This is a genomic window from Exiguobacterium sp. KKT215 (assembly GCF_055635335.1).
Genome location: NZ_CM145756.1, coordinates 2292797 through 2314204, shown reverse-complemented (window position 1 = coordinate 2314204; position 21408 = coordinate 2292797). Strand labels below are relative to the sequence as shown.

General features: G+C 52.3%; 19 protein-coding genes. 13 read left to right on the top strand and 6 right to left on the bottom strand.

The genetic code is table 11. From position 1 onward, the window contains the following. Positions 1 to 200: 200 nt before the first annotated feature. Entirely contained in the window at positions 201 to 758 is a 558-nt protein-coding gene (locus ACZ2GZ_RS12000; protein ID WP_021066738.1) for a DUF5366 family protein, read from the top strand. Beyond that, positions 755 to 1645, top strand: a complete 891-nt coding sequence (locus ACZ2GZ_RS11995; protein WP_058765770.1) for a hypothetical protein — start codon at positions 755 to 757, stop codon at positions 1643 to 1645. Before ACZ2GZ_RS12000 ends, ACZ2GZ_RS11995 begins: the two co-directional genes overlap by 4 nt. Before the next feature lie 30 nt (positions 1646 to 1675). On the opposite strand, the gene ACZ2GZ_RS11990 is transcribed toward ACZ2GZ_RS11995, so the two are convergent. Further along, complete coding sequence (locus tag ACZ2GZ_RS11990) at positions 1676 to 3463, bottom strand: transglycosylase domain-containing protein (protein WP_251135224.1); 1788 nt, start codon at positions 3461 to 3463, stop codon at positions 1676 to 1678. Positions 3464 to 3615: 152 nt separating this feature from the next. Between ACZ2GZ_RS11990 and ACZ2GZ_RS11985 the strand changes: the two genes are divergently transcribed. The 4 genes from ACZ2GZ_RS11985 to ACZ2GZ_RS11970 are packed head-to-tail and all read left to right on the top strand — an operon-like array spanning position 3616 to position 9810. Next, positions 3616 to 4770 carry a glucose-1-phosphate adenylyltransferase gene (locus ACZ2GZ_RS11985; RefSeq protein WP_029595994.1) on the top strand — a complete coding sequence of 385 codons (1155 nt, stop codon included), beginning with the start codon at positions 3616 to 3618 and terminating at the stop codon, positions 4768 to 4770. 34 nt (positions 4771 to 4804) lie between these two features. Then, positions 4805 to 5905 (top strand): glucose-1-phosphate adenylyltransferase subunit GlgD, encoded by a 1101-nt coding sequence (gene glgD, locus ACZ2GZ_RS11980; protein ID WP_021066734.1) that lies wholly within the window; start codon positions 4805 to 4807, stop codon positions 5903 to 5905. A gap of 10 nt (positions 5906 to 5915) precedes the next feature. Next, entirely contained in the window at positions 5916 to 7355 is a 1440-nt protein-coding gene (glgA, locus tag ACZ2GZ_RS11975) for a glycogen synthase GlgA (protein ID WP_029595993.1), read from the top strand. A gap of 22 nt (positions 7356 to 7377) precedes the next feature. Then, entirely contained in the window at positions 7378 to 9810 is a 2433-nt protein-coding gene (locus tag ACZ2GZ_RS11970) for a glycogen/starch/alpha-glucan phosphorylase (RefSeq protein ID WP_029595992.1), read from the top strand. 13 nt (positions 9811 to 9823) lie between these two features. On the opposite strand, the gene ACZ2GZ_RS11965 is transcribed toward ACZ2GZ_RS11970, so the two are convergent. Further along, entirely contained in the window at positions 9824 to 10642 is an 819-nt protein-coding gene (locus ACZ2GZ_RS11965; protein ID WP_029595991.1) for a sulfurtransferase, read from the bottom strand. 99 nt (positions 10643 to 10741) lie between these two features. Here ACZ2GZ_RS11965 and ACZ2GZ_RS11960 point away from each other — a divergent pair, with 99 nt between their 5' ends. The 3 genes from ACZ2GZ_RS11960 to ACZ2GZ_RS11950 all read left to right on the top strand — a co-directional run bounded on the left by ACZ2GZ_RS11960 (position 10742) and on the right by ACZ2GZ_RS11950 (position 14000). Next, on the top strand, positions 10742 to 12469 hold the full coding sequence (locus ACZ2GZ_RS11960) for a phospho-sugar mutase (protein WP_058765776.1): 1728 nt from the start codon (positions 10742 to 10744) through the stop codon (positions 12467 to 12469). Positions 12470 to 12594: 125 nt separating this feature from the next. After that, a complete protein-coding gene (locus ACZ2GZ_RS11955) occupies positions 12595 to 13353 on the top strand; it encodes a transporter substrate-binding domain-containing protein (protein ID WP_029595989.1) in 759 nt (252 codons plus the stop codon). Then, entirely contained in the window at positions 13350 to 14000 is a 651-nt protein-coding gene (locus ACZ2GZ_RS11950) for an amino acid ABC transporter permease (protein ID WP_021066728.1), read from the top strand. The genes ACZ2GZ_RS11955 and ACZ2GZ_RS11950 overlap by 4 nt, the downstream gene beginning before the upstream one ends. Positions 14001 to 14055: 55 nt before the next feature. Here the strand turns inward: ACZ2GZ_RS11950 and ACZ2GZ_RS11945 are convergent, their stop codons facing one another. From ACZ2GZ_RS11945 to ACZ2GZ_RS11935, 3 genes are all read right to left on the bottom strand, one after another. Beyond that, positions 14056 to 14892 carry a DUF6671 family protein gene (locus tag ACZ2GZ_RS11945; protein ID WP_029595988.1) on the bottom strand — a complete coding sequence of 279 codons (837 nt, stop codon included), beginning with the start codon at positions 14890 to 14892 and terminating at the stop codon, positions 14056 to 14058. 143 nt (positions 14893 to 15035) lie between these two features. Then, the gene (locus tag ACZ2GZ_RS11940) at positions 15036 to 16136 is read right to left on the bottom strand and encodes an ABC transporter ATP-binding protein (protein WP_021066727.1); all 1101 of its coding nucleotides are present in this window, start codon (positions 16134 to 16136) and stop codon (positions 15036 to 15038) included. A 103-nt stretch (positions 16137 to 16239) separates the two neighbouring features. Continuing rightward, entirely contained in the window at positions 16240 to 17091 is an 852-nt protein-coding gene (locus ACZ2GZ_RS11935; RefSeq protein ID WP_058765777.1) for a PucR family transcriptional regulator, read from the bottom strand. A 76-nt stretch (positions 17092 to 17167) separates the two neighbouring features. On the opposite strand from ACZ2GZ_RS11935, the gene ACZ2GZ_RS11930 reads away from it, so the two are divergent. The 4 genes from ACZ2GZ_RS11930 (at position 17168) to ACZ2GZ_RS11915 (ending at position 21126) form a co-directional block, all read left to right on the top strand. Continuing rightward, the gene (locus ACZ2GZ_RS11930; RefSeq protein WP_214755936.1) at positions 17168 to 18259 is read left to right on the top strand and encodes a DUF445 family protein; all 1092 of its coding nucleotides are present in this window, start codon (positions 17168 to 17170) and stop codon (positions 18257 to 18259) included. 35 nt (positions 18260 to 18294) lie between these two features. Beyond that, positions 18295 to 18666: a YlbF/YmcA family competence regulator gene (locus tag ACZ2GZ_RS11925; protein ID WP_021066724.1), complete on the top strand. Its 372-nt coding sequence runs from the start codon at positions 18295 to 18297 to the stop codon at positions 18664 to 18666. 130 nt (positions 18667 to 18796) lie between these two features. Next, a complete protein-coding gene (locus ACZ2GZ_RS11920) occupies positions 18797 to 20572 on the top strand; it encodes an SLC13 family permease (protein WP_251130769.1) in 1776 nt (591 codons plus the stop codon). 62 nt (positions 20573 to 20634) lie between these two features. Continuing rightward, positions 20635 to 21126, top strand: coding sequence for a hypothetical protein (locus tag ACZ2GZ_RS11915; RefSeq protein ID WP_214755681.1), 492 nt, complete (start codon positions 20635 to 20637; stop codon positions 21124 to 21126). 32 nt (positions 21127 to 21158) lie between these two features. Here the strand turns inward: ACZ2GZ_RS11915 and ACZ2GZ_RS11910 are convergent, their stop codons facing one another. Then, a complete protein-coding gene (locus ACZ2GZ_RS11910; RefSeq protein ID WP_214755682.1) occupies positions 21159 to 21377 on the bottom strand; it encodes a YhzD family protein in 219 nt (72 codons plus the stop codon). Between the last annotated feature and the right edge of the window lie 31 nt (positions 21378 to 21408).

Sequence of the window (21408 nt, the reverse complement as noted above, 5' to 3'; positions counted from 1 at the left end):
CGGCTCTTATTGATTACCTTCAGGTTTTCTGTTGTATCCAGCTGTAAAGATAGCTGCGAGGAAGACGACGCTGATTCCGACCATTAGTAACAAACCCATCTGAAAATCCCCCTTTTGTTCTCCGTGACTACGAATATTATAATATACTTGATAATAGATTTGCACTGAATATGAGAAATTCTTGTGAAATTGGAGCCGATATGAAAACAAACGTGTACTTGTTAAGCTATGCCCCGTTGATTGGGATTATTCTGTTCTCGATGTCGCTTGCGATCGCCACGAGCGAGTATGTGATTCAATGGCTGACCCGTGTCGGTGTCTACAGCGAGATTATCGCCCTGTTGTCCGTACAGGAGTCAAAAGTGCTCGTGCTCGTCGTGTTCTTTACCATTTATTTCATGCTGTTCAGCGCCTTCAAGCTCGTGGCCGACACGTTCAATCAACTCGGATTCGCCTTCTTCGCGCGTGAGACGAACGGCAGCTCGCTCCATCGTCTCAAGCCAGGGGCGACGATTTTTCTGGTCGGGTCGGGAATCAGCTTCTTGTTCCTGAACTCGCTCCTTGCCGTCATCGCGGTATTGCTCGGCACATTCGTCCTCTATTTGTTCTATTACATATGGCAAGTCAGTCAGTTGATGTCGACGTTTCGGGCAATCGGTCTGCTCTTGATTCAAGCGATGATGTGGGCCATCCTGTTGAGCGGCCTCGCTTGGGCGATGCTCCGCTTGTTTAACTCGGTCGGGGACATCATCCTATGACGGTGAATGCGACGATTCCCCTCATTCCGACCGAAGAAGTCGTCCAGGCATGGATGGGTTCGATGGTGCCACCGATGGACTTATTCATGGCGGATGCGAGACTCGTGACGCGACTCGGTGCGGATGCGAACGTCTTGATGATCCCACGAGCAGAATTCGACGTGCATCCGTCTTATCGGGACATCCGCATGGCCAACGCCTATACGTATTGGACCATCGACCGCGAGGCTGTTGTCGTCTTGCATGCGCCGCCGGGGTGGGTCGCGACATTATTGCCAGAAGTGAGACGCGAGTTGCTTGCCTATCAAGTCACGGTCGGACGGGGGCTCGTTTTCCCGGCGACTGACATGGAAATCGATTCGTTGGCGACTTCGATTGTGACGGTAGACGATGTGCCGTATCTCATCTTACATCAGTCAGCCTTTCAGGTGATGCCAGACGAGATGCGTCGTCAACTGACGTTCGAGTACGCCAAAGCTTGGGACGAGTGGACGGCGAGTTCTATTCCCGATACTTGCCCTGACCATGTGCGACGCCTTGCTAACACCTTCCCGGTCACGTCAGGCAGCAATTGCCTCGCGGCCACGCTGTTCGCAGTGACAGGTGCGGAGTGGATGGCGACGCAATGGGTCCATCCTGGCACATTCCTCCAGACGCTCGGTCAGGCTGGTTACATGAGAACCGAGTCGGAACTGACCGAACGAGGGGATGTGCTCACGTTCGTCGATGAGGCAGGGCGTGTCCAACACGCGACATACTGCATCGGCGCCGGACTCTTCTTCAACAAGAACGGACAGACGCTGTTCAATCCGTGGAAACTGATTCAACAACATGAACTGTTCGAGGCATGGGGGGACTACACGTGCCAGACGTATCGACGACCATAAAAAGCCAGGGACAACGATGTCCCTGGCTTTTTAGCGATGTGCTTCCGTCCAAACGATAGCAGGATAGGCCCGGTTGGCGAGCTCCGGGAACGGCCGCGGTGTGTCGGCGCCGAGCCAGATGGCCGTGATTGACTCATCGGTCAAACCGACGTACCACATGTCTTTATGCGAGTTCGTCGTACCGGTCTTCCCGCCGATATAAGGCCCTTTGATTTGGTTGGCGTAACGTCCCGTCCCGTAAGTGGTGACAGCGGACAACGCCTCCCGCATCGTCGCGACGGTCGCTTTCGACCAGACAGCTTGTTTCGTCATGCTTGGCGTGATCGTAGCTGCGCCCGACTCGAAGCGAATCTGTTTAATCGTCTGGCCGGACACGTACACGCCTTGGTTGAGAAACGGGGTATAGGCGGCGGCAAGCTCTTTGGGCGACACGCCTTGGGTCAAACCGCCGAGTGCGCTGGCGAGACTGTTATCGGTCTTAGCGTCCCACTGGCTGAACATCATGTCCGCCGTCGTATACGCTGCCTCTTGATCGATCGCGGTGAAGGCGGCGAGCGCCGGCGTGTTGTAGGAATACGCGACCGTATCAAGGAACGATACATCACCGAGGATGCGATTTCCGCTGTTCGTCGGACAATACGTCCCGTAACAGACTGGCCGACCGTCGAGGATGGTATCGAGTTTCGCTCCGGTCTCTTCTATATAGGGCGCGAACACGAGGACAGGTTTGATGGCCGATCCAGGTTGGCGGAACGCTTGCGTGGCCCGATTGAATTCACCCGATTGGGTCATCTCTGAATCGACGAGGGCGATGATGCGTCCGTTCGGCGTCAGCTCGGCGTAGCCGCCGTTCAAACCGTTCGGCAGTTTTGTCATGACTTGTTTCGCCTGTTGTTGCCTGGCGACGGACAGATGCGTCTCGATTGTCGCTTGATTGGTCGCCAAGTAGTCTCTGGCTGCTTCTTCATCGAGATCATAACGTGAGCGGACGAGTCGAATCGCCTCTTTCATGACCGTATCCATATAATCGGGATAACGGACGACATGTTGACGGTACGTCGCCGTCAGCTTCACCCCGTGATGCGTCTCATACGCTTGTCTCGATATAACGCCGGCATCGCGGAGCTGGGTGAGGATTCGATCTTTGCGCTCATAGAACGATTCCGATGGATCGAGCGGATCATATAAAGATGGATTGTTCGGGACGGTTAACAGGAACGCGATTTGATTCCAGTTCAAATCTTCGAGCGGGCGGGCGAAATACGTCTCGGCTGCTGCTTGAATCCCGTAAACGTTATGTCCGAAGAAGATGACATTGCTGTATGCTGTCATAATTTCTTTTTTACTATATTGTTTTTCAAGCGCCCGGGCGAGCAATAATTCCTTCACTTTGCGCTCATATGTCCGCTCGTGCGTCAAATAGACGTTCCGGGCGAGCTGTTGGGTGATGGTGCTGCCGCCTTGGCGCGAGGATTCATTGGCGTTATTGATGAAAGCCCGAGCGATACCACCGAGGTCATATCCCGGATGGGCGTTAAACTTGCGGTCTTCGATGGTCATGATGGCTTCACGGAGGTGGGCCGGAAAGCGCGCGACAGAGACGTCATCGCGTCGACCGTTCAAATAGAGCCGTTCCGTCCCGCCTTTGTACGTCAACGTGACGGCATGTTTCGACGCGAGCGGGGTAGCGTTGACCGTCTTTTCACCCCACGTCATAATCTGTTTCGCTTGCTCAATTTCTTCTTTTAACGCTCCGCTGATCGTCCCGCCGACGGCTAACAGTCCAGCAAAAAATAGTGTCCCAATCCACGCTCGCATCGTCTCACCTCTCTCTTTATACATTATATCGTCAATCTTTCAAAAAAATTCAAAATGTAAACGTTATCATATAATAATTTGGGCAGGAATACATTAGGAAGTAGAGAAAGAGGGTAATAGATGTTTATATTATGAATTTAGGAGGCTGTACTATGAAGCAAGAAATGGTTGCGATGCTCCTCGCAGGAGGAGAAGGGAAACGACTCGGGCCTCTCACACGGAAGACGGCAAAACCTGCTGTCAACTTTGGAGGGAAGTACCGGATCATCGATTTTCCATTATCGAACTGTACCAATTCGGGAATCACGACGGTGGGCGTGTTAACACAATATGAACCACTGGAATTGAACCGTTACCTAGGCATCGGGTCAGCCTGGGATTTGGACCGCCGCAATGGAGGCTTGGCCATCTTACCACCATACCAAGCTCAGTCGGGAAAAAACTGGTACGAAGGTACGGCCAATGCGATTTATCGGAACTTGAGCTATATCGACGACTACGATCCGGAGTACGTGTTGATCCTATCGGGGGACCACATTTACAAGATGGACTATGAGAAGATGCTCGATTTCCATAAAGAGAAACAAGCCGATGTCACAATCTCAGTCATGGAAGTTCCATGGGACGAGGCGCCACGCTTTGGGATTTTGAATACGAGCGACGATCTTCGCATCAATGAGTTCGACGAGAAGCCAGAGAAGCCGAAGAGCAACTTGGCCTCGATGGGGATTTACATCTTCAACTGGAAAGTACTTCGGGAGCATTTGATTCAAGACGCGGAAGACGAGACATCAAGTTTCGACTTCGGGAAAAACATCATTCCGAACACGCTTCTCGACGGCTTAGACGTGTTCGCTTATAAATTCAAAGGCTACTGGAAAGACGTTGGAACAATTCAATCGCTTTGGGAAGCCAACATGGACTTGCTCGAAGAAGATCCACCGTTCGACCTTTACGATCCGAACTGGAAAATCTATTCGGTCAACCCGAACCAAACACCGCAATTCATCGGGAAAGATGCGTGTGTCGAACAGTCGGTCATTAACGAAGGCTGCCAAATCGAAGGCGAGGTCCAACATTCGGTCTTGTTCTACGATGTACGTGTCGGTGAAGGCTCGCTCGTCAAAGACTCGGTCATCATGCCGGGAGCACGGATTGGAAAAGATGTAACGATTCATCGAGCGATCGTCGCGAGCTGTGCCGTCATTCAAGACGGGGCGACAGTTGGCGAGCCGGGTGGTGAGATCGTTGTCATTGAACCACATGAAAATATCGAGAGCGGCACAGTCTTCAAACAACGTGTTTGATTTAAAAAAAGACCGACGCAAGGAGGCGTTACTGTTGACGAATGATTTGTTAGGAATCATCAACTTAGGAACTGAAGAGGGTTTATTTCCTGAATTCACGGGGCACCGCAATTTAGCGGCTGTCCCGTTCTCAGGGCGTTATCGCCTAATTGACTTTACATTGACGAACATGATCACTCAAGGCATCAACCAAGTTGGTATTTTCACACTTGATAAATACCGCTCACTCATGGACCACTTGGGATCAGGGAAAGAATGGGATTTGGACCGCTCACAAGGCGGCCTGCACATCTTCCCGCCGGCACTCAAACCTGACGGAGAAGCCTACCTCGGCGATTTGGCCAACTTCTCGATGCACCGCGAACATTTTGTGCGTAGCAAGCAACCGTATGTGGTCATCACAGGTTCGAACGTGTTGACGACAATCGATTTCCAAGACATGCTCGAGCATCACAAATCGATGGGGGCGGACATCACGCTCGCCTATACAGGCCATGAACAGAAGTGTGGCTATTGCCGCCCGATCCGTCTCGGCGAGAACGATCGCGTCGTCGGCATCGGTGAGCGCGGATACAGCCCGAGCGATGAGTATACGTATACGGAGACGATCGTCATGTCGAAAAACCTGTTCCTTCGTCTCGTCGATGAAGCGACGTCAAGAGGCGAGTATGACTTGCTCGACGGTGTCATCCGTCCGCAGCTTCACCGTCTCCACGTTCACGGGTATCACTATACTGGCAAAATGCAGGTGATTCACTCTGTGCTTTCATACTATAATGAGAGTATGCGCTTACTTCGTCATGAGGGAATCATTTACGACTTCCCACACATTTATACGAAGATTAAACATGAGCCACCGACACGCTATTTGAACGGGTCGAAGGTGAATGAGGCGCTCGTCGCGAACGGCTGTAAAATCAGCGGTGAAGTTCAAAACAGCATTCTCTTCCGCGGTGTCGTCGTCAGCGAACACGCCCGCGTTAAAAACTCAATCATTCTATCCAAATCGATCATCGAAGAAGGGGCTGTCGTCGAGAACGCCATTTTAGATAAAGAAGTGGTCGTCAAACGAGGGCAAGTCATTCGTGGTACGGTCGATGAACCGATCGTAATCGGAAAACGGACAACGGTGTAAGGGGGATATTATGAAAATATGGTATGTCGCTTCAGAAGCAGCACCGTTCATGAAAACGGGGGGGCTTGCCGATGTCATCGGCTCGCTCCCTCAAGCGGTGTCTAGCCTTGGTGAAGAAGTGAGTGTCATCATGCCGAAGTATGGCACGATTGCTCAAGAGTACGTAGATGAAATGGAATACATGTTCGATCTGATCGTTCCGGTCGGCTGGCGCAAGCAGTTCGGTGCCGTCCTCAAGCTTGAACGCGATGGAATCACGTATTACTTCATCGACAACGAATATTACTTTAAACGGGAAGGCGTGCTCTATGGCCATTACGATGATGCCGAGCGCTTCGCATTCTTCTCTCGTGCCGTGCTCGAGATGATCGGGAAGCTCGAAGCGGAAGACGTGCCTGACGTGCTCCACTGTCATGATTGGCAGACCGGTGTCGTCCCAGCCTTCTTGCGGATCCATTATCAACATATCGAGGCGTATCAACGCATTCGTACCGTCTTTACCATCCATAACCTGCAATACCAAGGCATCTTCCCGGAAGCGGTCCTCGGCGAGCTGTTACAGTTCGGTCCGGAACACTTCACGGCGGAAGGAATTCAACATAACGGTCTCGTCAACTACATGAAGGCGGGCATCGTCCATTCAGACCAAATCACGACGGTCAGTCCGTCGTATCGTGACGAAATCATGGAACCGTACTACGGGGAAGGGCTCGACGCGACACTCCGTTATCGGTCTGTCGACGTCCGAGGGATTTTGAACGGCCTCGATTTGGCGACGAATGACCCGAGCACGGACAAGCGCATCGCCCAGACGTACAATCTCGATACGGTCAAAGAAGGGAAGCTCGCCAACAAGCGTGTGCTCCAAGAACGGTTCGGCCTCGAGGTACGTGACGATGTCATGTTGATCGGCTTCGTCAGTCGACTCGTCGAACAAAAAGGTCTTGATTTAATTGAAGCGGTGAGTGAGGAGCTCGGGAACTTGGACTGTCAGTTCGTGTTCCTCGGATCGGGCCAACCGGAGTATGAAGGCATCGTCCATCATATGACGGCGTCACACCCTGGCAAGGTCGGGTCATATATCGGTTTCGATATCGAACTCGCCCACTTGATTTATGCCGGATCGGACGCATTCCTCATGCCATCCCGCTTCGAGCCGTGCGGTCTCAGCCAACTCATCTCGATGCGTTACGGGACGCTTCCAATCGTACGCGAAACGGGTGGACTGCGCGATACAGTCAAACCGTATAACGAATACACACAAGAAGGCACAGGTTTTGGTTTCTTGAACTATAACGCTCACGAGATGCTCGCGACGATCGAGAAATCGATTCGCGTCTTCTACGAGGACAACACGTGGAACGCGCTCGTCCACCAAGCGATGACCGCGGACTTTAGTTGGAAACAATCTGCGAAGCAATACCGTGAGTTGTATCACCTATTTGCATGACCGGAAGGAGTTTTACACACATATGTTTACAGACAAACAGAGCTTCGTCACTTCATTCCAAGAGAGATTTGTCGCATTAAACGGGAAGTCGTTTGATGAAGGGACCGAGCAGGAAGTGTATCAAACGTTGGCCACGATGGTGCGCGAGCAGGCAATTCCGAAATGGATCAACACCCGCGACAAGCATGAAGAAAAACAAAGTAAACAAGTCATTTATTTCTCACTTGAATTTTTGCTCGGTCGTTTTCTGTACAACAATTTACTCAGTATGGACGTCCTCGAAGTCGTGCAAGAGGGACTCGATGAGCTCGGATTCAATTTCACCGATATTACCGAATATGAGCCGGAACCAGGTCTCGGTAACGGCGGTCTCGGCCGCCTAGCCGCCTGCTTCCTTGACTCGCTCGCAGCGCTTAGTCTCCCAGGACACGGGAACGGAATTCGCTACCGTTACGGCTTGTTCAAACAAAAAATCGTCGACGGCTATCAAGTCGAGTTGCCAGACAACTGGCTTCGTGACGGGAACATGTGGGAAACACGCCGAGCGGATCGCGCCATCGACGTCAATTTCGGCGGCTGGATTGAGATGCGTCAAATCGGTGACCGGCTCCGGGTCGTCCACCATCCGGACGAAGTCGTAAGGGCCGTCCCTTACGATATGCCAATCATCGGGTACAAAAACGACGTCGTCAACACGCTCCGACTTTGGAACGCCGAGTCGCCGTTTGATGATGAGGAGTATATGGAACGGACGAAAGGGTCGTATAAAGATTTGTTGAAGTATAAGCAGTCGATTGCGACCATTTCTGAATTCCTGTATCCGGACGACACGACGTACGAAGGAAAAGTGCTTCGTTTGAAGCAGCAATACTTCTTCGTCTCGGCGGGCGTCCAGTCGATGATCGCGTCTTACTTACGTCATAATAAATCCTTGAAGCACTTAGGCGACCATTATGCGGTCCATATTAACGACACGCATCCGGTCGTGGCCATTCCTGAACTCATGCGGATCTTGATGGACGATCATGGTTACGGCTGGGACGAAGCGTGGCGTGTGACGAAGAGCGTCATGTCGTTCACGAACCACACACTCCTCGCCGAGGCGCTCGAGAAGTGGCCGGTCGAGATGTATGAACGGTTATTGCCACGCATTTATCAAATCATCACGGAAATCAATCGCCGTTTCTGTAAAGACGTCCTCGTCAACTATCCACATCTCGAGCCACATATGGGCGAGATTGCAATCGTATCGAACGAACACATCAACATGGCAAACCTTGCCGTCGTCGGTTCGCACTCGACGAACGGGGTGGCCCGGATTCATACGGACATCTTGAAGCAACGCGAAATGCGTCATTTGTACGAGATGTTCCCGCTCCGGTTCAACAACAAGACGAACGGCATCACGCATCGACGCTGGCTCCTCAAGTCGAATCCACGCCTCTCGAATTTGATTACGGATGCAATTGGTCCATCATGGATTGAACATCCGAACGATCTCGAGAAGTTGATGGGTGTCTCGAAAGATGCGAGCTTCCAAGAACAGGTCATGAACGTGAAACAACAGAACAAACTGGATTTGGCAAGTTATATCCAAGCCGAGACGGGCATCGCCGTCGACCCGGACTCGATTTTCGATGTCCAAGTCAAGCGACTGCACGCCTATAAACGTCAATTGATGAACGCGATGCACATTCACGCGCTCTATCAAAAGATTCAAGCCGATCCGACGTTCACGATGGTCCCACGTACGTTCATCTTCGGGGCGAAGGCGGCACCAGGGTATTATTATGCCAAAGAAGTCATTCGCTATATCAACGCCCTTGCGTCGATGATCAACAATGACAAACGGGCGAGCCGCTTCATCAAAATCGTTTTTCTTGAGAACTATCGCGTCTCGATGGCCGAGCGCATCTTCCCAGGTTCGGACTTGAGTGAGCAAATCTCGACAGCGAGCTACGAGGCGTCAGGTACCGGCAACATGAAGTTCATGATGAACGGGGCGCTCACAATCGGGACGCTCGACGGCGCCAATATCGAGATTCGCGACGCGGTCGGCGACGACCACATCTTCATCTTCGGATTGACGCCGCAAGAAGTCATGAACTATAAGAAGTTCGGCGGTTACCATGCGGCCGACATCTATCATGCGAACACGGACGTGCGCAACGTCGTCGACGGACTCGTCAACGGGACATTCGACAAGGTTGGAGAATACCAATTCCAAGCGATTTTCGATTCGCTTCTCGTCTATAATGACGACTTCCTCGTCTTGAAAGATTTCGCGTCATACATGCAGGCACAGCGTCGTGTCGATGAAGTATTCGCCGACAAGGCACGCTGGGCCGAGAGTTCGATCGTCAATACGGCCAAATCGGGTATCTTCTCGAGTGACCGGACGATCACAGAATATGCGAACGCCGTTTGGAACATTAAACCGACGAGCGTCAAATAAAAAAATCCACCCGTTACGGGTGGACCTTGTTTTCTGGATAACTAATCCAATCAGAGTAAGAGCCGGGGTACAGACGCACATCGTCTTTACCGAGGGCGTGTAGCGCCAAAATGTTGACGCAGGCGGTGACCCCGCTCCCGCAATAAAAGATGGGATTCGGGACATCGAGGACGTCGGCGTAATGCTCTTTCAAATCGTGGAAGTCTTGAAGCGTCCCTAAGTCGGTGACGGCCTCGGTATAGGGACAGAGCACGGCGTTCGGGATATGCCCGGGCTTGCGGTCAATCGGTTCATGGCTGCCGTCGTAACGGTCGGCCGTTCTTGAATCGTATAACCCACCAGTGACGGTGGCGGCGCGCACGTCTTCAATCGTCGCGATCATCTCGTCTTGGAAGACGGGTGTATAGTCGGAAACGGGATAGGACGGGACGTCTGTCGTCGTCTCCCCGCAGTAAGTGATGCCGGATTGGATGCCGCCTTCGAGCACGATGACGCGCTCATGGCCGGCCCACTTGAATAACCACCACGCACGAGCGGCGAACGGGAAGCCGTCGTCGTAGATGATGACCAAGTCATCGCGTTGAATCCCGATGCGGCGGAGCGTTTCGGTCCATGCCTGTTTAGACGGCAACGGATGGCGTCCGCCGTGCTCGGACAACGGTCCGGACAAGTCTTCCATCAAATCAAGGAAGACGGCGTTAGGCAGATGTCCTTGTCGATACGCATACTTTCCGTATGAGGCGTCGTTTAATGAATAGCGGCAATCAATGAAGCGGATCGAGTCCGTATGGACGATGTGTTTCAATTCTTGGGCACGCATAGTTGGAAACATAGTATCACCTCGAAGTTTCGTTACTCCCATCGTATACAAGATGGAACAAATTGGCGAGTACTTCGATTGAATTTTTGAATGTCGAAAGGGGAACTGACCATGACATGGCAACAGACATATGACCGATGGAAACAACACGAGGCGCTCGAGCCGCATTTGCGCGCCGAACTCGAGGTGCTCGAGCAAGACGAGACATCACTCGAGGATGCCTTCTATAAGACGCTCGAATTCGGGACGGGCGGTATGCGCGGTGAAATCGGTCCAGGGGCAAACCGGATGAACATCTATACGATTCGCAAGGCATCGCAAGGCTTTGCCGATTTTATCGCCGCGTCAGGGGAAGAAGCGAAACGTCACGGCGTCGTCATCGCCCACGACTCGCGTCACTTCTCGCCAGAGTTTGCGCTCGAGGCGGCACGCACACTCGCTTCGAACGGGATTAAGACATACTTGTTCCCGAGTTTGCGGGCGACGCCAGAGTTGTCATTCGCCGTCCGTCATTTGAACGCCTTCGGCGGCATCGTCATCACGGCGAGCCACAACCCGCCGGAATATAACGGCTTCAAAGTGTATGGCGCCGACGGTGGACAATTGCCACCGGCCGAAGCCGATGAGCTCGTCTCGTACGTCAATGCCATCGAAGATGAATTGAAGATTGACGTTAAAGATGAGGCGCCGCTTCGGTCTGAGGGCATACTTGTCACGGTCGATGCGTCGGTCGATGCGGCATACATGGAAGCTCTCCAATCGATTCGGATTCATACGGACGTCCAAGGCGATCCGCTCAAAATCGTCTATTCACCACTTCATGGGACGGGACGTCGCCCGGTCATGGAAGGATTGAAAGCCTATGGGTTCGAACACGTCACCATCGTCGACGAACAAGCTGAGCCGGACGGGGCATTCCCGACGGTCAGTTATCCGAACCCGGAAGAACGAGCTGCCTTCGAGCTCGCGATGCAGTACGGCGACCGCGTCGGCGCCGACTTGCTCATGGCTACGGACCCAGACGCCGACCGTGTCGGCTTCACGGTCCGTGACCGCAATGGCGAATGGTTCGTCTTGACGGGGAACCAGACCGGGGCGCTTCTCATGGATTACATTCTGTCTCAAAAAGTGGAGACGGGGACGCTTCCGACGAACGGCTTCGTCGCGAAGACGATTGTCACGTCCGAACTCGGGGCGGCCATCGCCAAGGCGTATGGGGTCCACCTCGAGAACACGCTCACCGGTTTCAAATTCATCGGCGAGAAAATCAAGCAGTATGAAGAGTCGGGCCAGTACCAGTTCTTATTCGGTTACGAAGAGAGCTACGGTTATTTGATTGGAGACTTCTGCCGTGACAAAGATGCCGTCCAGGCGTGCTTGCTCGGCGCCGAAATGGCGGCTTTCCATAAACAGCACGGACGCACGTTGTACGATGCCCTCCAAGCCGTCTATGAGAAGTATGGCTTCTACGAGGAGTCGCTCCAATCGATGACGTTGAAAGGGAAGGCCGGTCTCGAACAAATCGGTCGAATGATGGAGGCGTTCCGCGCCAATCCGCCACAAGAAGTCGGCGGCTACGAAGTCGTCCGCTTCGAGGATTACAAGCAACAAGTCGCGAAAAACTTGCAGCAAGGCGAGACGGAAGCGATCGAGTTGCCATCGTCGAACGTACTCAAATTCATCTTCGAGGACGGCTCATGGTTCTGCCTGCGTCCGTCTGGGACCGAACCGAAAATCAAATTTTATTTCAGTGTCCACGCCGATAGCGCGGAGAAAACGACAGTGAAACGGGAAGCGATTGAACGCGATGTCATGAAGCAAGCGAAAGCAATCGATTAATCGACGACACCGCCCTGACGAGGGTGGTGTCTTTTGTTTGACAAGATATGCCCCCCTCAGTATGATGAGTGTATTGTTCATAACCATGTAATCATATACGGATTATCAGGAAGGCGGAAATTACCATGAAAAAATCATTAACAGCAGTACTTGCAATCGGAGCATCGTTCGGGGTGCTCGCGGCTTGCGGGACAGAGACAGACAGCGGCTCAGAAGAAGCCGTCATCACAGTCGGGACAGAAGCGACGTACCCGCCATTCACGTACAAAGACAAAGGTGAAATCACAGGGTATGACATCGATGTATTGAACGAAGCGGCCGAGCGTGCCGGTTACACGGTCGAATACGAGCCAATGGACTTCAAAGGACTCGTACCGGCCCTCGACGCAGAACGCATCGACATGATTGCCAACCAAATGAGTATCACGCCAGAACGTGAAGAGAAATACGCGTTCTCAACTCCGTACGCGGTATCAGGTGCGCAAGTCATCGTCGCTTCGGACAACGAAGACATTCAAGGCATCGATGACCTCGACGGCAAAGTCGTCGGCTCGACACAAGGTTCAGTCTACGCGCAGCTCGCTGAAGAAGCCGGTGCTGAAGTGAAGTTCTACAAAGGCGCGAACCAAGTGCTCCAAGACCTTCAAGTCGGACGTCTCGATGCGGCACTCAACGACCGTCTCTTCATCTTGACGGAGCTTGAGAAGACAGGTTACGACGTGAAAGCGGTCGGAGACGTCTTCAATAAGAGTGAAGCGGGCTACATGACACGTCAAGACTCAGACGTGCTCGACAAGTTGGACGACGCGTTAGCTGAGATGCAAGAAGACGGCACGATGGCTGAGATCGGTGAGAAGTACTTCGGTGAGGACATCAGTCAATGAGTGAACTGATCACGACCGTCATCGAGAACCGTTCGGCCTATATCGAAGCCGTACAATTGACGTTGATCGCCAGTATCCTGTCGATTCTCCTCGCCTTGGTGCTCGGTCTGATCATCGCTGTCTTACACAGCAGCCCTGTCAAAGTCGTTCGTTTGTTCACTCGTACGTATATCTCGTTCTTCCGGGGCACACCGCTCCTCTTGCAACTCCTCATCCTGTACGTCGGTCTGACCGGTTTCGTCCAGTTGAGCGGGATGCAGGCGCTCATTTTCGGGTTAGGCCTTCACTTTGCGGCCTATATCTCGGAAGCGTTCCGCGCGGCCATCAATTCGGTCGATCGCGGGCAAGTCGAGGCGAGCGTCGCCCTTGGGATCCCGCGTGCGAAGCGCTTCAAGGATATCATCTTCCCACAGGCGCTATCGCGTGCAATCCCACCGGTGTCCAACTCGGTCATCGATATCATCAAATCGACGTCACTCGGTTCGGTCATCGCCGTCCAAGAGTTGACGTACGTGTCAGACCAAATCGCCGCGACGACGTATCTCGTCATGCCGCTCCTCTTGTTCTCGGCATCGATCTATTGGATCTTGTCGACGCTCATCCAAGCGGGACAGCATCGGCTTGAACGTCGCTACGCGATTCGTTAACCAAAAAAGCAGCCATGATTTCTCCTTATGGGGAGATAGCAGGCTGCTTTTTTTATTAGGGATTACACACATCACAATATCTTGGAGATGTGTATAAATCTCCAAGATATTCGGTTTGTTGATACTTACAAGTCGAGCAGGCATAAACATGTTGCATTATTTGTTTTGTGGGAGTATGACATTGCTCGCATAATTGACCAGGTACTTTGCGGACGATACGGAAGCCCGGTGTGCCACAGGATGGGCAGAGTGAGTTTGCCTGTTCAATGAGTTGCCTCGTCGCGCTCTCAATATTTTTCATTCGAGTTGGGTTGGCATACGCCCGCATGTCTGTCTCGATAAAGACCTGTCGATTCGTTGACTTATTAAAACAGTATGTAAAAGCTTCTTTTAATAGCGATTCACTGGTGATGTCTTTTAGCATAATGGATGAATGTTCATCATCTGATCGGAGAATCACATGATGATCTGGAAAACCAACTTTATTAACAAACTGCAGTGCAGAAGGGTAATCTTGAACTATTGTATGACTGAAGTTTGTGTCGAGTCCTTCATAATAACCATGTAATTCAAGCTCTAATTCGTCATCTTGCAGTAATACCAGTTCAGTATTCCAAGGAATGGGCGCGAGAGGATGGAATCCGAATGTGCCTTCGCTCGCTACCCCAACATGATGATTGGTCAGTTCCAGACCCCTAGTCGCTTTTTTTCTTGCTGTATCAAATTGAGATTGTTTTCGACTGATTTCCCGTGTGAATGTTCCGAATTGATCAGTGTCGAGCGGACTCACGTGTACGTTGCATCCGAATGCGTCCTCAAGGAGAGGTTTGATAACTTTTTCTTTTTGGTGAATTGTCACCAATAGCACATCTCGATCTTTTAAATAATTCATAAATGGTTTCCTTTCTAAGCAAATCAGAGTCCTTATAAAGACTATAAAGGAATAATTCACGCAGTGTAAACGCCTATGGAATAGTATGAAATAAAAAAGAAGTGAACCGTATGTATACGGTTCACTTCAACATATCGTAGTGCTTAACGGATGACGAGTTCTGTCTCCGTGTCGAAGAAGTGAGCTTTCGTCATATCGAGTGCGAGTGTGACATCGTCACCCATGTGGATGTTCGAACGTCCATCGATCCGTGCCGTGAACTGGTGGCCACCGAGTTCAGCGTACAAGTACGACTCAGCGCCCATGAGCTCGGCAACGTCGATGTGCGTGCGGAACGTGTGCGTCGTTGGCGAGTCGATGTAGATTGGCTCATCGTGAATCGATTCTGGACGGATTCCGAGCACGAGTTCTTTGCCGACGTAACCGCGGTCACGAAGACCTTTCATTTTGCCTTCAGGGACGTTGATTTCTTCGCCGCCGACGAGGAACTTCCCATCAGCCAATTTACCGCGGAAGAAGTTCATCGAAGGTGATCCGATGAAGCCGGCTACGAAGATGTTGTCTGGGTTTTCGTATACTTCTTTTGGCGAACCGACTTGTTGGATGATTCCGTCTTTCATGATGACGATCCGAGTCGCGAGTGTCATCGCTTCCGTTTGGTCATGGGTAACGTAAATCGTCGTCGTGTCGAGACGGTTGTGCAACTGGATGATTTCTTTACGCATTTGAACGCGAAGCTTGGCATCCAAGTTTGAGAGCGGCTCATCCATCAAGAACACTTTGGCATCACGAACAATGGCACGGCCGATGGCGACACGTTGACGCTGACCACCAGAGAGTGCTTTCGGTTTACGTTGAAGGTATTCTTCAAGTCCGAGGATACGGGCCGCATCTTGGACGCGACGGTCGATTTCATCTTTCGGGAACTTGCGAAGTTTCAAACCGAACGCCATGTTGTCATAGACACTCATGTGCGGGTAAAGTGCGTAGTTTTGGAAGACCATGGCGATGTCGCGGTCTTTCGGTGCGACGTCGTTCATGCGCTTGCCGTCGATGATGAAGTCGCCGCTCGAGATTTCTTCGAGTCCTGCGATCATACGGAGCGTCGTCGATTTACCACAACCTGAAGGTCCGACGAAGACGATGAATTCGCGGTCCTTGATGTGCAAGTTGAAATCGCTGACTGCCTTCGAGTCACCACCGTCGTATATTTTATCAATGTGATTTAATTGAATTTCTGCCATGTCGTTAGCCTCCTGGGAATCTGTTCTTGTATAATAGCGCTTACAAGACTGATTATACGATGAAACCGCTTGCATCGAATATGTACACGTTGCACAAAAACGATTACTCAGATTTGTGCAACGTGACAATCAATTGGAGCAGACTGGCATCGTAGAACTGCCTAGCGTCATAACCGGTCGCTTCGTAGAGCCGATCGAGCCGATAGTTGAGCGTATTTCGATGCATGAATAACGCCTTGGCCGTGTGCGATACGTTCAACGAGTTGGCGAACAACGCCTCCAATAAATCGATCGTCGTCTTATCGAGTGACGCGACGACAGGGGCCGTCAGACGGGGACGTACATCAAAAGTCTCATGGCGTTGTAGTAAATAATGGTATAATAATTGACTAGCAGGGTAAGCTTTAGTAGAGAGCTTGGCGAGTGGGAGTAGCGCCTGATGCTGGTGATAAAGTGGCGCAAGGTCACCGAGCGGACGTGCGCTATAGACGACATGCGCCTCGACGTAACAATCGCTCGCGATCGCCCGCAAGACGTCTTCGAACTCGGTCAGCTCGACGAACTGATCGGTCTCAATGATTTCAACGTGAGACCGGGTCATGAGAACAATCTCTGCTTCAGGCATAAAGTCAGCTAACACGTCTAAAAATTGTTCGAGTGCCTCAGGGTCTTGATAATGCAGGACGAGCGACATGAGACGGAACGGCCGGTCGAACCGGTACGCATCGGTGAGTAGACGGTCCTGCCATTTGGCTTGTCGTGGGTCGAGTCTTGTCAGGAGTGGGGTGGCGAACCATTCAAGCAGCTGTCGCTCACGCTCCGTCAGCTCCAGTTTAGGGAGACCGAAGACCGTGCCGTCCTGGGCTTGATACCAGCGAACGTCACTGGACGCTTCTTCGGACCGATGGACAGCCATCGGGAAAATCGATTTAATTCGTTCAAACGTAGTCAACACAATCACCTCTTCAATAAATGTATCATATTTCAGATCGGAGGCAGACAGTTTGGAGAGTCTAGTCAAAGTATTCATTATGATCGCCATCGGTGCGACAATCGGGGGAGTGACCAACTTCCTCGCCATCAAAATGTTATTCCGGCCCCATCACCCTAAATATATTGGGAACATGCGCGTCCCGTTCACGCCAGGCTTGATCCCGAAACGGCGCGATGAGTTGGCGACGAGCCTCGGTAAGACCGTCGTCAAACACTTGTTGACCCCGGAAGGGATGCGTAAGCGCCTGCTCGATGAACAGGTCGGTGGCCACATCACGTATTACGTCCAAGGTGAGGTGCGGACGATGCTGCGCTCGGATCAGACGATTCGATCGCTCATCGAACCACTTTATCCGGATGCCGAGACTCGTGTCTTGGCAGAAGCGGACACGAAGCTCCGCCAAGAGCTCCGGCTCGTCCTCGCAGATGTGAAGTCGCGTAAACTGTATGAGATTCTCGGTGAAGACGGCATGGACCGCGTCCGGGGCATCATTCCGGAGATTGTCGATACCTTGCTCGTCAAGTCGGAGGAGTATTTCTATTCCGTCGAGGGTGAGGCCCAACTTCGACACATGGTCGACTCGTTCGTCCAGCGTCGGCTTGGATTCATCGCCGGTTTCGTCCAGAACTTGAATTTTGTCGAGATGATTCGACCGGAGATTATCAATATCCTCCGCGGCGGCTCGACGCGATCGGGTATGGCGGAAATGATTACACGTGAGTTCGAACGGTTCAGCGAACGGTCGGTCGATACGTTGCTTGACGACCGTCTAGAGGAACGGTTGATTGACGGTGTGACGACGGAAGTCGTCTCGCGCTTGCCGGTCGGGGAGTTGCTCGATCGAACGGTCCACTCGTACACACGGGACATTGAAGACCGCGTCGTCGACGAGCTCGTCCCGGCTGGAGTACGACTCGTCATTACGCGCTTCACGGATCAAATGGAGACGATCATGGACCGCCTCAAAATCGACCAAATCGTGCAAGAGCAGGTGAGCTCGCTCGATACATCGTACCTCGAAGAGATTGTTCTCTCGATCTCGAAACGAGAGTTCCGGGCAATAACATGGCTTGGCGCCTTGTTAGGTGGTATGATTGGGTTGATTCAAGGGTTGATTGCCATCATTTAAGAGGCACGCCCTAATAGTATTTAGGAGGACGTCACATGTCACAAACAAACTTGTACGATCATGCTTACCAATTGGAAAAAGCACTTCGCGATTCTGAGGAGTTCACAAATCTCTCTTCACTATACGACCGTGTCAATGCGGATGCAGAAGCGAACCAGTTATTCGCTGACTTCCGTGACATCCAAATGACCCTTCAACAGAAGCAGATGCAAGGCGAAGAAATCTCTGAACAAGAGATGATGGACGCGCAAACGAAAATGATGGGCGTTCAACAGAACGAATTGATCATGGAGCTCATGCAAGAAGAGCAACGCATGCATCAACTCGTCACAGAAGTGACGAAAATCATCATGAAGCCACTTGAAGAGCTTTACGCTCCAATGGTCAATGATCACGAAGTTCAATAAGACGTGATGCGGATGGCAATCGAGCCATCCGTTTTTTTGTTGCCAAGATTGTCACCCACTTTATGATAACGCTTACATGATGCGTGGTATAGTAAGCTTGTAGAAACTTTCACAAGGAAGGGTGGACGTGATGGTCACCTTGGTGATTTTAACGATCATGATTATCGGGTTTATTGGAGGCTGGCTCCGAGCCGACTTGGTTGCGCTCATCGGTCTCTTGTTGCTCGTCTTGACGAATCAATTGACGCCGGTCGAAGCGATGGCCGGTTTTTCGAATTCGGTCGTGCTCATGATCGCCGGACTGTTCATTGTGGGGGCCGGCCTATTTCACACAGGTTTGGCCGAACGGTTAGGTGCTGCGCTTATCCCGTTCGCAAAAGGGAGTGAGGTGCGTCTTTTTCTCGTCTTGATGGTCACGGTGACCTTGTTGTCGAGTCTCATGTCGAATACGGGGACGGTCGCCTTATTGATTCCGGTCGTCCTCGCCATGTCGAGACAGATGGGGACGAGTCCTGCCAAACTGTTGATGCCGCTCGCGTTCTTCTCGAGTATCGGCGGAACGATGACGCTGATTGGGACGCCGCCGAACCTGGTGGCGGCTGAGACGTTACGGAACACGTCCGCTGGCACGCTCGGTTTTTTCGCGCTCTTACCGATTGGGCTCGTCATGGCAGTCGTCGGGCTGTTCTATTTCTACGTCATCGGCAATCGATTGCTCGGTACGAGCGATGTGCGCGCCGCGACGATGCCACGCTTGGCGGTGCCGCACGTGAGCCTATTCGCCTTATCCCTTTCGAAAGGGCACCCTTTAATCGGGCGGACGCTCCGCGACGTCAATTGGTCACGAGACGGTCTAATCGTCGTCGGCGAACAACAAAAAGGCATGACGCACCGCTTTGTCACGGCACGTGCGGATACGCGTCTCACTGAAGGTCAAGTGTATGTCAGCGGAGCAGAGGCGGATGTCCGGCGAATTGCCGGAAGGGAAGGGGTGACGGTGGAACACGTCGACTTGAAGGCCGTCTACGGGAAAGATAGCGGCGTTGCCGTCTTCACCATCCCAACGGATAGCCCGCTCGTCGGTCGTTGTTTATCGGATAGTCACTTGCGCAACGAATATCGGTTGAACGTGCTTCAAGTCATCCGTCCGAACGAAGAGATTGCCATCACGCGATTGAAAGATGTTTCGCTCGAGCGCGGAGATATGCTCGTCGCGCAAGGGGAGTGGAGCGATTTAGAGCGAGCTGGGGACGAGACGTCCCTGTTGCTCGCCAATGAGCGGGTGACCGATGTCGCGAACCGGGCCGTGTCCGAGCGTCATCAGCTGGCAGCGGGTCTCATCATGCTCATGATGGTCACGCTCCTTGTCTTCGAGTGGGTCGACCCGACCGTGGCGGTATGGCTCGCAGCACTGGCCATGGTGCTCACCGGAGCCGTGCGGCATATGGATGTCGCCTATGACTCGATTCAGTGGTCATCGTTGTTATTGATTGCCGCGATGATTCCCGTCGGTCAAGCACTCGACAATGCCGGGATTATGGCCTGGCTCGTCACGTGGATCAGCGACTCGTTCGGTCAAGCCGGACCGGTCTGGGTGCTCGTCGCCATCTTCCTCGCGACGATGGCGCTCAGTCAAATCATCTCGAACACGGCGACGGCCGTCTTGTTCGCACCGCTCGCCGTATCACTCGCCGCGGCACTTCAAGTGAGTCCGGTCCCATTCGTCGTCGCCGTCGCGATTGCAGCCTCGCTCGCGTTCATGACCCCGTTCGGTTCGCCGACGAATGCGATGGTGTTCGGAATCGGCGGCTACCGTTTCTTTGATTTCGTCAAAGTCGGCTTGCCGTTGCAAGTAGTGACAGCGGTCATTGCGATTTTCACGATCTTACTCATCTTTCCGTTTTGAAGGACATGTTGATTTATCTGCCTAATATGTAAAAAAATGCTAAATAATGAGGTGGAGAAACGATGTGGAAACGAATCGGAATCATTGTATGTGCCCTGCTGCTTGCAGCCTGCTCGAATGAGAGCGAACAGCCGGCACCGACGCTCGGGGCGGATGCCAAAGTGGCCAAGGCGTACTTAGAGGAGCAAGGCTATGACGTCGTCTCTTATAGAGGGAATAGAACGTCGAGTTTTGAAAAGGAAGATCTGCTTGAGTTGCCAACGCAAAGTACGTGGCAAGTCCAGACGCCGCCGCCGGATGACTATATCGGACGTGACATTCGACATGAGTACTTTATCGTCCGCGACCATCCGCTCGATGATGTTGCAGAACTCGGCCAGACGAACGTCTCGGTCATGATGGTGGACGGCGAGATCATCGGCGGGACGTCATATCCGGATTCGGCCGAGCCGCTCGTCGGCAGTGCGTACTCGCTAGACGGCAAGACGGTGGAAGAGCTGCATCCCGATTACATGGAGTGGCGCAGCGAGTGGGAAGCCAAATATAGCGAATGAACAAGCGCCTCGGGATTCCCGAGGCGCTTCTGTTATGAGGCCGTGCCTTTCAGTTTTCCTGGCAGTTTACAGCGCTCGAAGTAGATCAGTTGGCCGCGACGTGCGATGCGGGCCCCTTTATGGAGGTGCCCGGCTTCCTCAAGCAACGTGAGTCCTTTCGTTTTCGCCTCGTCATTGCTTGCCGCAGTAAATGAATCGTTCAAGACGACCGTGCCGTCGTTCTCGAACGCTGTGATCGTATACTGTTCCATCCGTTCGCCCCCCTTTACTTCCATTGTACTG